The sequence below is a fragment of the Lysinibacillus sp. FSL P4-0201 genome (assembly GCF_038593425.1).
Classification (GTDB): Bacteria; Bacillota; Bacilli; order Bacillales_A; family Planococcaceae; genus Lysinibacillus; species Lysinibacillus capsici.
In genome coordinates this window covers 1,753,070-1,766,239 of the sequence record NZ_CP151995.1, presented here as the reverse complement: position 1 = coordinate 1,766,239, position 13,170 = coordinate 1,753,070, and the positions used below count along the sequence as shown (strand labels likewise).

The 13,170-nt window shown below is 39.9% G+C and carries 9 protein-coding genes; 1 reads left to right on the top strand and 8 read right to left on the bottom strand.

Annotated features, from left to right (window positions below; translation table 11 throughout):
- Positions 1-441: 441 nt before the first annotated feature.
- The 3 genes from MKY76_RS08580 to MKY76_RS08570 all read right to left on the bottom strand — a co-directional run bounded on the left by MKY76_RS08580 (position 442) and on the right by MKY76_RS08570 (position 5,053).
- Positions 442-1,569 carry a conserved virulence factor C family protein gene (locus MKY76_RS08580; protein ID WP_048390119.1) on the bottom strand — a complete coding sequence of 376 codons (1,128 nt, stop codon included), beginning with the start codon at positions 1,567-1,569 and terminating at the stop codon, positions 442-444.
- Positions 1,570-1,581: 12 nt separating this feature from the next.
- A complete protein-coding gene (locus MKY76_RS08575) occupies positions 1,582-3,468 on the bottom strand; it encodes an ABC-F family ATP-binding cassette domain-containing protein (protein WP_009374238.1) in 1,887 nt (628 codons plus the stop codon).
- A gap of 124 nt (positions 3,469-3,592) precedes the next feature.
- Positions 3,593-5,053, bottom strand: coding sequence for a PLP-dependent aminotransferase family protein (locus MKY76_RS08570; protein WP_342557659.1), 1,461 nt, complete (start codon positions 5,051-5,053; stop codon positions 3,593-3,595).
- 101 nt (positions 5,054-5,154) lie between these two features.
- Here MKY76_RS08570 and MKY76_RS08565 point away from each other — a divergent pair, with 101 nt between their 5' ends.
- Positions 5,155-6,561, top strand: coding sequence for a pyridoxal-dependent decarboxylase (locus tag MKY76_RS08565; RefSeq protein ID WP_342557658.1), 1,407 nt, complete (start codon positions 5,155-5,157; stop codon positions 6,559-6,561).
- A 188-nt stretch (positions 6,562-6,749) separates the two neighbouring features.
- Here MKY76_RS08565 and MKY76_RS08560 read toward each other — a convergent pair whose 3' ends face one another.
- The 5 genes from MKY76_RS08560 to MKY76_RS08540 form a co-directional block, all read right to left on the bottom strand.
- On the bottom strand, positions 6,750-7,364 hold the full coding sequence (locus MKY76_RS08560; protein WP_288582728.1) for an HD domain-containing protein: 615 nt from the start codon (positions 7,362-7,364) through the stop codon (positions 6,750-6,752).
- A 701-nt stretch (positions 7,365-8,065) separates the two neighbouring features.
- A complete protein-coding gene (locus MKY76_RS08555; RefSeq protein ID WP_319840179.1) occupies positions 8,066-9,109 on the bottom strand; it encodes a DUF917 family protein in 1,044 nt (347 codons plus the stop codon).
- A gap of 16 nt (positions 9,110-9,125) precedes the next feature.
- Positions 9,126-10,700 carry an OPT/YSL family transporter gene (locus tag MKY76_RS08550; RefSeq protein ID WP_342546286.1) on the bottom strand — a complete coding sequence of 525 codons (1,575 nt, stop codon included), beginning with the start codon at positions 10,698-10,700 and terminating at the stop codon, positions 9,126-9,128.
- A gap of 22 nt (positions 10,701-10,722) precedes the next feature.
- Positions 10,723-11,475, bottom strand: coding sequence for an IclR family transcriptional regulator (locus tag MKY76_RS08545; protein WP_342557657.1), 753 nt, complete (start codon positions 11,473-11,475; stop codon positions 10,723-10,725).
- A 12-nt stretch (positions 11,476-11,487) separates the two neighbouring features.
- The gene (locus MKY76_RS08540; protein WP_342557656.1) at positions 11,488-13,167 is read right to left on the bottom strand and encodes a hydantoinase B/oxoprolinase family protein; all 1,680 of its coding nucleotides are present in this window, start codon (positions 13,165-13,167) and stop codon (positions 11,488-11,490) included.
- Positions 13,168-13,170: the final 3 nt, after the last annotated feature.

Here is a 13,170-nt window from a genome sequence, read left to right as displayed (position 1 = left end):
AAAGAATATTCTGAATTTATGTTATTTTAACATTGTCCTTTCTCTATGAAACTAGACAATATGTTAATGATTCAAAGAACGCCTTTAACTTTTTGTTTAGCAATGAATTACTAGAAAACAACATTTTTTTCTGTTTTATACGGTTTTTCGATCAATTCATCGAATGCAAGAGAGTATTGTTTTTGATTTTCAGGTGGTTAGATAATTATAGTTTGGAAGAGGGAACACTTTTTTGAGTGGGATTTCTTTAATTTGGAGAAAGAAGTTTTTGGTTCTTTGGAGCGGTTCACCCTTTTTAAGAGCGGGTCCACACTTCTTTGGAGTGGTTCGCTCACTCTTGGAGAGGACCTATCACCATTCAGAAGCACCTTACCCATTTATTAGGGCGAATGCCAACCATTACAAAATAGAAAAAAACCAGCATTTGCTGGTTTTTCCTGATTATTGTTGACGGGATTCGGTCATTTGCTTCCAAACCGAGCCTTTTGCTTCCTCGCCTTGTTCGATACGGGCAATGGCCATTTTCACTTGTAGCTTCACTTCGAATTCTTTGTCATCTTCGGCAGCCTTCAATGCTGGTAAGGACTGTTCTGTGCCGACCTCATATAAATACATGGCTGCGCGCCAGCGAACCAATTTGTTTTTGTCCTGTAAGGCTTGCAGCATGGCTTCTTCAAATTCTACAAAGCCAAGGTCACTCATGCAGTCACCTGCTGTTCGACGTACTGCTGCACTTTTATCTTGTAGGGCTCTTTCTAAATAAGGGACAACTGCCACATCCTCAATCATGCCTAAGTACACCGTCGCTAGTCGACGGATAGACATTTGTTCATCCTGTAAGGCTAAATCTAATAGCGGTAGATCGTCTAGCTCAGGATCAGCCATTTGATCAAGCAGTTGGAAGCGTTTCTCCCATTCAGGTTGCTTGAACTGTTCTACTGTCACTTTGAGTTTGTCCGTTTTCACAGCGGCTTTTTCACCATCATTATTGATAGCTGTGACAATTTCTGCTAAACGGTCAGCAGAATAAGTGACATCAATCTCCTGTTTGATTGTTTCAGCAATTTCCTCCAGCTCACCGTAGCGAACCCCATAATCAATCCACTTACGTTGGAAAATATAGTTTTCATCTACTGCTGACTCAATAATTTGATTAAAAGCATCGACAAAACGGTCTCCGCAGCTAATACGATATTCACGTTGGTTATCAAAAACTTTTACTTGTAAAGGCACCTGCTTGTAAAATTGTACATGGACATAAACCTCTCCATAAAATTCATTGGCCACAACCGTTTCTTCTTGTGTTTGGACATCTTCCCCTAACACTTGACGAATACTTGCTAGAATGCCTTCCCATGCATATTTGGCATTGCGCTCAACAGCAAAGAAATCGGCTACATGGTAAACGCCCTTTACTCCCTCAATCGCTAAAATAGCAGCCGCCTCGCCTGTTGCTTCGTCTTTATTATCCTTTGTAAAATTATAGCTCTTCCCGAATGGTAGCTCTGTATCAACAACAATCTTCATAGAATTGGGACTTGGCGTCGGTTCAATGGTAATAATCTTCATGTCTATCGCTCCTTATCCGTTAACTATTTCATCTAAATACGACCATCTTTCAATTAGATGCTCATACTGTGCATTTAGCTCATCCAACTTAGCTGTTAATTCCTGTAGCTTGGTAAAATCTGAGCCTGCATTGGCGATTCCTTCTTCGGTCTCCATAATAGCAGTTTCTGTTTTCTCTATCTCGTCTGCAATCGTTTCCCATTCTTTTTGCTCTTTAAACGATAGCTTTTTTTTGTCTGATTTTGGCTTTTCTGATTTGGCCTTTTCTACTTTTGGCGTTTCTACTTTGACAGTAGCTGTCTGCTCACGTTTCTCCAGATACTCACTGTATAGATCCAGTGTTTCCTCTACTTGTCCCTGACCATCTAGTATCCATAGCTTTTTCGCAATACGGTCAAGGAAGAAGCGATCATGGGAAATCGTGATAACCACGCCTGGGAAATGCTCGATGAAATCCTCTAGCACACCTAATGTTTCAATATCTAAATCATTCGTTGGCTCGTCCAATAATAAGACGTTTGGTTGCTCCATCAATAAACGTAATAAATGAAGACGCTTGCGCTCACCGCCCGATAATTTTCCAATTGGAGTACCATGAGCATGCAACGGGAATAAAAAGCGCTCCAGCATTTGAGCAGCTGAGTAACGGACACCCTCTGCATCGGTAATATCATTTGAAGCCTCACGTATATATTCAATCATGCGCTCATTTTCATTCATTTTCGGCAATGTTTGCTTGAAATGTGCCAGCTTGACCGTTGACCCAACAAGAATTTCACCTTGATCGGGTGTCAGCTCTCCTGCTAGCATGTTCAACAAAGTTGATTTTCCTACACCGTTCGCGCCGATAATGCCAATTCGATCACCTTGCTGTAGTAGAAACGAGAAGTTTTCAAGGATTTTTTGCTGGCCAAAGGCTTTCGAAATTTTCTCAGCCTCCAGCACTTTACGTCCAAGACGTGTTGTCGCAAGTCCCATATCCAAGGAAACATCTTCTGTTTTGCGTTCTAGGTTTTCTTCTAGCTTTTCAAAGCGTTGAATACGAGCCTTTTGCTTGGTTGAACGCGCCTTCGCACCACGACGTATCCATTTTAATTCTGAACGATAACGATTGCGATCCTTCTGTGCAGAAGCAGCTTGCATCTCCTCACGAATAGCTCGAGCCTCTAAATAATCACCGTAATTCCCTGTATGACGATACAAGGTTTGATTTGCTAACTCGTAAATATGTGTTGATAATTCATCTAAAAAATAACGATCGTGGGTGATGAAAATCACTGCACCCTTTAATCGTAAGACCATCTCTTGAAGCCATTCTGTAGATTGTACATCTAAATGGTTGGTGGGCTCATCCAATAAGTAAAGATCCGCTGGTTCAATTAACACCTTCGCTAATGCAACACGTTTTTGCTGACCGCCTGATAGCGTTAGTACCTCTTTTTCAAAAGTTTCAATCCCAAGCTTTGTTAAGGCCGTCTTTGCAAGGGCATTGACATCCCATGCCTGTTCTTCATCCATGCGCTGTTGCAGACTAAATAACGTCTTTTGTAAACTTTCGGATGTTGGGTTACTTGCTAGAGCAGCAACCGTTTCCTCATATTGACGATTCAGCTGTAAAATGGGCGAATCGCCTGAAAAGACAGCTTGTAAAACTGTTTCGCCTGCCTTAAAAGTAGGCTCCTGTGGTAAATAAGCGACACGGTATTTATTCGGGCGATCTACTGTCATCGAATCCGCTTCCATATCCCCAGCTAAAATGGATAACAGGGTTGATTTTCCCGTTCCATTTATACCGATTAAGCCTGCCCGCTCTCCCTCATAAATGGTAAATTCAATATTTTGAAAAAGCGTTTTATCGCCCACTGTTTTGGTTAAATTTTGTACAATTAAATGACTCATTCCACTATTCCATCTCTTTCATGTTAGGTATTGTTCATGCCCACACGATTTTTATGTAGACGATTATTGATATCCACTATTCATCATAACATCAAACCGCAGGTAAACAAAGAACAACAAACTATCAACGAACTGGTGGCATGTCCTGTAAATAGGATTCCATAAGCTGACAAAGCTTGATGATTCCTTGTGTTAAGTCGTGGGGTTCAGGATAAGAGTAACTAATTCTTAGATGGTGATATTGTGGCTCTCCTGGATAACAAGCTGAGCTTGGTAAAAAGGTAATTTGGTCTTGTTGAGCCTTCCATAACAGCTCATCCGTATTGCCATTACTAGGTAAAGACACCCAAATATTAAGTCCACCTTTTGGTTCGATCCACGTAACGCCCTTTGGTGCATGCTTATTCAACAATGCAATCGTTTGATCCCTTCTTATCTCAAGCGCAATGCGCAGTTTTTCTAAATGGGCATGCATTCGGTCTGAACGTAAAAATGGAATCAGTGCCTTTTGTGTTAATAAGGGGTTACCCGAATCGGCACTGGATTTGGCAGATAAAAGTCGTTGATGAACGGTACCTTTTGAAAGGATAGCGCCGATTCTACAGCTCGGGGCCAACGTCTTACTAAAGCCTTTTAAATAAATAACATGACCACTTGTATCTAAAGCTTTCAGAGGTGGTGGTGGGTTATCGTCAAAATAAATTTCATTCCATGAATCGTCCTCTACAATAAGAAAGCCATATTGTTGGGCAAGATCCAGTAATTCTCTCCTTCTTGCTTTAGTTAAAACTGTGCCTGTAGGATTATGGAAGGTAGGATTTGTATAGATAAGCTTTGGCTGTTTGCTTAGGCAGAGTGTCGCTAGAAGAGCTGTCTGCATTCCTTCCTCGTCTACTGGTATGGGAATAATGTGGGCCCCACGATTTCTAAAGACATCGATTGCTGCTGTATATGTAGGAGCTTCGGTAATGACAATATCTCCAGGTCCAATAAATGTTTTAGCCACTAAATCTATACCTTGTTGTACACCGTTTGTCACAATAATTTCTTGTGGTGTTGCGGCAATATTACTATATGTTTTGACATAGTCTCGGATTGCCTTTCGTGCATCTTCATCCCCCTGTACCGTTCCATAACGAGCCACAATCTGAGGATCTGCCTGTAATATCGCCACAATTTCATTCACCAAATAAACAGAGGGTAATAATCCAGGGTGGATGGTCGCACTGGAGAATTTCATCGCATATTCCATTCTTTTATTTAACATAGATTGTGAACGTTGAATGTAATCAGGAATGGTTAGTTGCCAATTATAATCACTACGGCTCTCATTTGTGCTTCTTTGTTCTTTGTTTCGAACAAACGCCCCCTTGCCATGTATCACTTCAATATAACCATTTCTTTCTAATAAGGCATATGCCTTACTGACCGTGACAGGGCTCACTTGATTTTCTTTTGAAAAGCTCCGAATAGAAGGTAATTGGCTCCCTTCCTGTAAAAATTCTGACCTTATTTTTTCTGCAAGGATAGTTGAAATTTGATCAATTAAAGATTGATCGGACAGACGATTCAGCTTTATTTCCATTGGACCTCCAACTGTTATAGTCTTCATTTGACTGTTATATATATCACTATATAGTGTAGAGGCAGAAATAGCTAAGTTAAAATGAAGGGAAATGATGATACATGATGAACATGAAGCAAGATCAGGAAAAAATAAAAACGCTTTTAATGGATGTAGTTGACCATGCAGCCAATTTTTTTTCTAATCTGGAGCATAGAGCTGTAACGAACCATTCCTCTAGCCTTCCTACTCCGACACTTCCAGAAGTGGGTGAGGGTGCTCAGGCAACACTTCAATATTTTACAAAGCAATTTGCTGAAGGCTTAAATAGTAGTGTAGGCTCAAGATACTTGGGTTTTGTCACAGGTGGATCTACCCCTGCTTCAATTGTCGGAGATTGGTTAGTAAGTGTTTACGATCAAAATTTATCCCATTCTAAGGGCTCTATTGCAGGTTCAATGGAGCTTGCGACAATTGACATGCTAAAGGAGTTATTGCTATTAAGCGATGATTATCGAGGAACATTTGTCAGTGGGGCTACGATGGCTAATTTTGTAGGACTTGCTCAAGCAAGGGAATGGATTGCACAATACTATGGAAAAAACACTGCTCTGGATGGTCTATATGGTATCCCTCCAATAAAGATTGTTAGCGGAACGCCCCACTCAAGTATAATCAAAGCAACCTCTATGCTTGGCATGGGAAGAAATTCCATTCATACTATGCTATGCCTAGAACAGCGAGAAGCCATTGACATCACAAAATTACAGCAGTTTCTTGAAGAAAACCTACATGAACCTTGTATAGTTGTAGCAAATGCGGGAACTGTCAATACGGTTGACTTTGATGATTTACAAGCAATTGGCGAGCTAAAAAAGCGATACCCTTTCTGGCTTCATATCGATGCGGCCTTTGGTGGCTTTGCAGCCTGTTCACCAAAGTATCGTCACTTTGTTGAGGGCATGAATTATGCAGATTCTATTACAATTGACGCACATAAATGGCTGAACGTCCCTTATGATGCCGCTATGCAATTTACCCGTCATCAATCGTTGCAAGCAACCGTTTTTCAAAATAATGCTGCCTATCTTGGTAGTTCCCTTGAAAACCCAGATTTCTGTGATCTTACACCTGAAAATTCACGTCGTTTTCGTGCGCTACCTGCTTGGTTTTCTTTACAGGCCTATGGTAAATTGGGCTACCAACAATTAATAGAAGAAAATGTATTACTCGCACAACAGCTTGGTCAAAAAATAGATGACAGTCCCTACTTTACATTGCTAGCACCTGTTCGACTGAATATCGTGTGCTTCGCCGTCAATCATGAGGCACTGACAGCTGAAATGAACCAACAATTTTTAACAACTTTAAATCAACAAGGCCAAGTATACATGACGCCAACTGTCTACAAAGGTACGCCAGCTATTCGCGCGGCTTTCAGTAATTGGCGTACTTCCCAAGCAGACCTGACAATCATTTGGGAAGCATTAACAACAGCGATATCCTCCTATTTTAATGAATCCATCTAAGCTATTAAAAGGTAATGGAGTAACACATGATGAAGGATTCCTCATTTGTGCGTCTCCAATCTATTTGATAGTCAATACAAAACTAAAGTACTAGCTTACCATACATCCTTTTGGTGGTACGAAGACCATACCCGAATGAAGCGCAAAAACCGCCCTTCAAATTGAAAAGGCGGTTTTTGTGCTATGTGCTATTGACCGATTTCGTGCTGGAGTTGCTTTAAAAAACTTTCCATAAATTGATGACGTTCAAGTGCCATTTGCTTGCCCTTTTCCGTCACCATTAAATCTTTTAGCAGTAATAATTTCTCATAAAAATGAGTAACAGACGAGGTATTTTTCTGACGATATTCTGACTCTGACATATTTGTGCGTGCTTCTTCTTCCTTATCATAAAGCTTGCGACCTTTTGCGCCACCATAAGCAAATGTTCTGGCAATGCCAATAGCACCAATCGCATCTAAACGATCTGCATCTCGGACGATTTTTGCTTCCAATGATGTTGCTTCTAGCTCATTCCCACCATTAAATGACACTTGAGCAATGCAATCTCGAATATGCTGCTTTTTACCCTCACTAACAGGTAATTCCGCAATAAGCTGTTCTTCCTTTTCCTTGCTATCGGTATACTTTTTGTCACTGACATCATGTAAAAGTACCGCTATTTTCACAACTTCTTCATCTGCTGTTGGCTCGCTATGTAGGATAGCTAATGCATTTTGATAGACACGTTCAATATGTTGAAAATCATGACTAGCATCAAATTGCTCATATATTTCACGTACTTTATTCATTAAATGATTCATAGTCTACTCATTCCTTTCCTACAAAATTATACTGTATTTTATTACATAAGAGGTAATCTAGAAAAATTAAAAATCAAATCCATTTCAATTGACTAATTTTTCAGAATATTGTATGATAAACGTACAGAACAGCTATTTGTTCTGTACCTCATATTTTTCAGCAATGTACAACAGCTGTGTGTTTAACAGATTTAACATTAACTTCAGCGGGCTTACAATTGAATAACCTGTTTAAAAGATGACGTGCGTATTGAAAACCTATCATCTAAACAAATAAAAGTGAACACTTTCCCTTAGAAATTCTTTGTTTAACCCGCATAGCCAAATGTACATGCCGAAAATGTGAACAACAAGTTAGTTTGTTGCATGACCAAAAGGATTTCGCCAGTTGTAGCAGAAGTGCATTGTTTTTTCATTACTGGTTGTTACCTTCTTCTAGTCAATACCTTGATTATGTATGAACGTAGCTCCTCCCTTTAATGAAAATCGTACACGATAATTGCTTACAGCTTGTGAATACCACGTTCGATGAGTTGTGCAAATCAGTAAGAAATTCATTTAAGCCATCAATGTATGAAGTGAAAAAGGAAGTAGGAACGATTGTGATAAAATGTATTACCATCCCGCTGAAGGACAAATAAAAGCTGCCCATCTTACATTCAAGTAGATGATGGCAGCTTTTACTGTTTTATTTTCTTACTTTATAGAACGCCTTTGATCACTTCATCAATTTCCCGCAATAGTGCTTCGTTTTGCATGGTTGTACTTAATTTTAAGTTAGATTGGTCTACATGAATCACTGCAACATGCATTCCTTCTTCAATACTTGCACTTGGAACTGGCATCATTTTCTCTGTATCGAACGTCATGATGAGGTCTGGAAATTTGGATTGTACCTGCCCTTCCTTCGATAATGTCATATATTCATTCCAGAACGTCAGATGGTAATCACCCACTGATAATTCCCCTACATCGAAGCCATTTTCCTTTGTTAACGAATAATTTGTGACAGCGCCTGATACGATGTGCACGCCATTCAAATACTGCAACACATGGGCTAGCTTTTCTTCAAAGGTTTGCCCATTTAAGAAGCAATAGCCAAGCTCTATGGCCATAGTAATCGCATTTGGTGCGCCATGTTTTTGTAAATAGTCTATCGTCACAGGATTTCGAGTGACCCCGACTAGCCCGCCTGCTAAAATAGAAGCTTGGCGTGCTGTCTTTGCAGTGCTGTGTAAATTCCCTTCCACAAAGCCTTGGACGGCGAAGTCATCTTTTCCTCCTGCATAAAATTGTACGGATTGATATTCTTGTTGTTCATGGAGATTTAAAGAACCCATGATTCCCGTTGGATGTGCTCGTCCATTACAGGGGGCATCCACAACAGGTACATGTAATAAGACTGACTGCAACCAGCCATTGATCGTCGTGATGGCACCATTTTCATTGGTAATGATGCCCTTTAGACGTTGATTGATATAGTTGTTCATACTACGATAGCTCCAACAAAGCTGTTCATTTGAAATATATTGATCGGCCGCTGATGGCGCACCTACCATTGCCACACAGGCAACTAAATCTTCTTGGTCTAATTCGGTAATATCCACCATTTGAGGTTCGCCTGCTGCAAAGATTTCCTCCACTAGCTTGAGTCCTTCCTCTAGGAGACCACCGCCGCCTCCGCCAAGGATTGCTCCTCCATAAACGGCAGCAATCCCATCCTCATACGATAATCCTTTCGCCATTCAGCATGACTCCTTTCTATTTCCCTATTTTTAGAATGGAAGAGAAGAAGCTATATAGCGCATCTCCAGCGATGACACCTGCTGCAAAGACCGTCATTTCAGATTCTCTCTTACCTTTCGTCACATATGTGAAAATAACACGAAGTATGATACCCACTAGGACAGCCCAGCCAGCAATTGGATTGACAAGTAATAAACCTGTTGCAAATAAGATACCCATTTGACGTTTTGAACCACCAATTAGCTGAATTAATGCACCTGGAATCGCCCAAATCATTAATTGTTTCGCTACATCGCCTGTAACGCCTGATTGAATTGTTGCTGCATACACATGGTTAACAGGTGCTACTAAATCCTGTGCAAAATAAGATTTATAGGATAGCAATACTACAACTGCGGAAATTGCAAAAGCTAGCATACCAGCAATCAATTGTTGCTTGCGACCTTCTTTTTCTAATGCAACATCACTACCATTACCACGTAAAATGAAACCAGTTTTTAAGTCATAGCCCATATCCGCAAATGCTACCCCTGTAGCAGCACTATACCCTGCTAGTAATGCAAGTGCTGGAGCTGGGAAACCAATTAAAATACCAACAATCAGTGTAATAAATGCCACTGCAAATGCAGGGAACCAACCCGCATGCATCGCTGCGATACCTACAATTAGCTCATGGACAAATGCAGCAATCGTTGCAAAGATGATGAATCCTATTAACATACCGAAAGACATGTGTGAAATAATACCGCCTAAAATAGCGATTAATAGAGCGATGGCTAAATAAGCTATAAACCCAACACCAAATGCTTGTCGAATTTCTTTTGCATCTTTTGAATAGCTTAACTCTTCTGACTTTTTAGCCGACTTTTTATTCAATAAGGCAAAAGCTACTTGGAAAAGTGCTACAATCCCAGCACCAATCATAACGCCATGTGGAATATAGTAAGCATTTAAGTCAACATTAAATAATTGAACAGAATAGCCTCTTAATAAAAGCCCAATCCCAAACATCGTCAGTGCCCAAATATTACCGATGAACGCTACCCCAAAAGCTGACATTGGAATTTTCAAAACAGATCCCACGATACCAATTAACACGCCACCAATTAATACCTTTGCATTCTTACCGCCTTTATCGCCCGCCTTAATGGCTTCAGCTGTTGCAATTCCCGGTGGCCAAGTACCTGCTGCTGGGAAAATCTTTGTATCGAAAAATTTATATAATAATAAAGCATCAACAAACATCGCTAAAATAACACCGATAAACAATGGTAATACTAAATTTTCATAGCCTAATACATATGGAATACCAATTGGCAACATTAAACTACTTGCTGCACTAAATGTAGCAGAAGAAATCGCCGTTTGAATAATATTTTGTCTGTGTACAGATTTAAAGGCAATTAGCTTGCCAATCGGTATTCTTCCAAGAATCATCGCAAATATTGCCCCTACGATTGATGTATTGGCAGAAATCCCTAAAGTCGTAATTAGCTGTATCCCAATAATTGCCCCCACAACAGATGTTAAGACGATCATTAGTAGAGTTACAGGCTCTAAAGCCCTTGGATGTAATACTTTATTATTCATAGTGTCAGCTCCCCTATTGTTGTTATAATTTTGAAATGTGTGATTGTATTTGCTGAGCTACTTTCACTAACTGTTCAAGCATATTTTTCTCCCTTTGATCATCTAAATCATATACTAACCCAGAAATTGTAAGAGACGCAGTGATTTCCTTTTTATAGTTAAATAATGGTACACTGATGCCAAATGCATGTTCATTATACTCCCCGACGGTAACACACCAATTGTTTTGGCGAATTTGTTGCAGCTCTTCCTTAAATGATGCGAGGAAAGAAATTTGCTCTTCCTTCGATTGTTCCTCATGAAAGAAGGCGATTAATTCCAACTGCCTGTCCTCATCTAAATAAGCAAACATTACCTTACAGGAAGCACCGATGTAAAGGGGTGTCTTTGTTCCTAAAGACACCGCATACTTTACATTTTTATTGCTTTCGGCTATTTTCGTTGTGACACCATATTCATTGTCCATATAAGTAAGAAATACTGATTCATTGATTTCACTGGCAAGATTTTGCATCAATTCATAAATGGTCGAGTGAGGGTCTTTGGAATTCGATAACACATCATAAAAAAGATACATTTTATAACCTAATTTATATTTTTTCGTGTGTTCATCCTGTATTAAGTAACCCGCTTCTGTAAATGTATTAATGGTTCTTTGCACGACACTTGTCGACAGTTTCATCATGCGTGAAATTTCACGAACACCTAATGCATTTTCTTTCGTTGCAAAGCATTCTAGTATATCCAATGAGTTTTTTAATGTCTTGACAGTCATCTATTTCTCCCTTTAAGCGTTTTGATAACCGTATCGCTCTTTCGCTACATCTACAGAAATATATTCATTTAATAGATCACGTTCAATGGCCTCTGTGCTTCGTTCATGTGGATGACCATACCCACCGCCAGTTGCTGTAACAAGCTCAATACGGTCGCCTTTTTGCAATTCATAATTGGCAAGTACACCAACAGGTCCAATTTTCGTTCCATCCTTTTTATGAATGATTAAATAGTTGTGAGAGCCTTCTCCACCACCATTTAAACCGAATGGCGCGAATTGATGTCTACCTAAGTTCACAGAAACCTTTTGACCATCATGATTGACTGTATAAACGCGACGAACACCTAAGCCACCTCTAAATTGACCAGCACCAGCACCGTCACAATTTAAGCTATATTCATCAATTTGAATACCATATTTTGTTTCTGCAATTTCAACTGGAAGATTATAAGTTTCACCATCTCCCATACAGTATTGCCCGCTTTGCCCATCCTCATCATTCGCTGCTCCCCAGCCACCAACAGATGGCTCAACAATTAGGAATGACTCATCATTTTCAGGATTTTTCCCAGTGAGAATAAACGTACAAACAGATTGTAGATGCCCTGCTGATAAGCGTTCTGGTAAATGTGGGGCAAGAGCTTTCCAAATGAGATCTGCTGCTCCAATACGTGCCTCAAAGTTCATAGACACAGGATGTGGACGTTTGGCTGAAACAATGGAATTGTCATCTGTGATAATCGTTAAGCGTTTAAAGACACCTTCGTTAATTACGTCAATATCGCCCAGTAATGCTAGGAACATAACGCGCACACTTGCCATTAAACCAAACTGAGAACAGTTCATTGGCACATTGACTGCAGGATGTGAGCCTCTGAAGTCACAAATAAACGCCTCATCACTAATTGTGACTTTCACTTTTATTGGATAAGGTCCACCCTTTAATGGGTCCCCTTCAATAAAGTCCTCCGCATAAAATTCACCTTTAGGTAGGTGTTGAAGCTCATACTCTACAATTTTCTCACCCTTGTCCAATAATTTTTGAATGGACAATTTCACCGATTCCGCACCAAACTTCTGACAAAGCTCTGCGATTCGTTTTTCACCTGTTTTTAAGGCGGCTACTTGTGCAAACATATCACCGATTGAAAGCTCTGGTAAACGAACATTCGTAGAAATGATTTCATAGACTGCATCGTTCAACTCACCTTGATGATAAAGTTTGACACCTGGTAGCTGTAAACCTTCCTGATAGATTTCATTAGAATTACTTGTAAACGAACCAGGGTCCATGCCCCCTACCTCTGTCCAGTGTGCTTTATTGGCAGAGTACGCAATAATTTCACCGTTGTAGAAAATTGGGAGAACTAAGCCCACATCCGATAAATGCGAGCCACCTCCAACATAAGGGTCATTGATAATAATGACATCACCTTCATGTAGTTTTTTCCCATTATCAAACTTCTCTATTACACGCTGTACCATTGGACTTAACATCCCAATAAAGCTCGTTACACCATTTCCTTGACTAATTAAATTACCCTTGGCATCTGTTAAACCACAAGCATAGTCTAATACTTCATAGATTACTGGACTCATAGAAGAGCGTGCTAAAGCTATAAACATCTCATCGCCTATAGCTAGCAATGAATCTTGAATAATTTCTACTGCAAAAACATCTTTTTTCATGTT

What these genes read in the sequence shown, in the direction of transcription:
- MKY76_RS08580 (WP_048390119.1), bottom strand. Translation starts at nt 1,569, where the DNA reads ATGAAGATTATTACCATTGAACCGACGCCAAGTCCCAATTCTATGAAG.
- MKY76_RS08575 (WP_009374238.1), bottom strand. Translation starts at nt 3,468, where the DNA reads ATGAGTCATTTAATTGTACAAAATTTAACCAAAACAGTGGGCGATAAA.
- MKY76_RS08570 (WP_342557659.1), bottom strand. Translation starts at nt 5,053, where the DNA reads ATGGAAATAAAGCTGAATCGTCTGTCCGATCAATCTTTAATTGATCAA.
- MKY76_RS08565 (WP_342557658.1), top strand. Translation starts at nt 5,155, where the DNA reads ATGATGAACATGAAGCAAGATCAGGAAAAAATAAAAACGCTTTTAATG.
- MKY76_RS08560 (WP_288582728.1), bottom strand. Translation starts at nt 7,364, where the DNA reads ATGAATCATTTAATGAATAAAGTACGTGAAATATATGAGCAATTTGAT.
- MKY76_RS08555 (WP_319840179.1), bottom strand. Translation starts at nt 9,109, where the DNA reads ATGGCGAAAGGATTATCGTATGAGGATGGGATTGCTGCCGTTTATGGA.
- MKY76_RS08550 (WP_342546286.1), bottom strand. Translation starts at nt 10,700, where the DNA reads ATGAATAATAAAGTATTACATCCAAGGGCTTTAGAGCCTGTAACTCTA.
- MKY76_RS08545 (WP_342557657.1), bottom strand. Translation starts at nt 11,475, where the DNA reads ATGACTGTCAAGACATTAAAAAACTCATTGGATATACTAGAATGCTTT.
- MKY76_RS08540 (WP_342557656.1), bottom strand. Translation starts at nt 13,167, where the DNA reads ATGAAAAAAGATGTTTTTGCAGTAGAAATTATTCAAGATTCATTGCTA.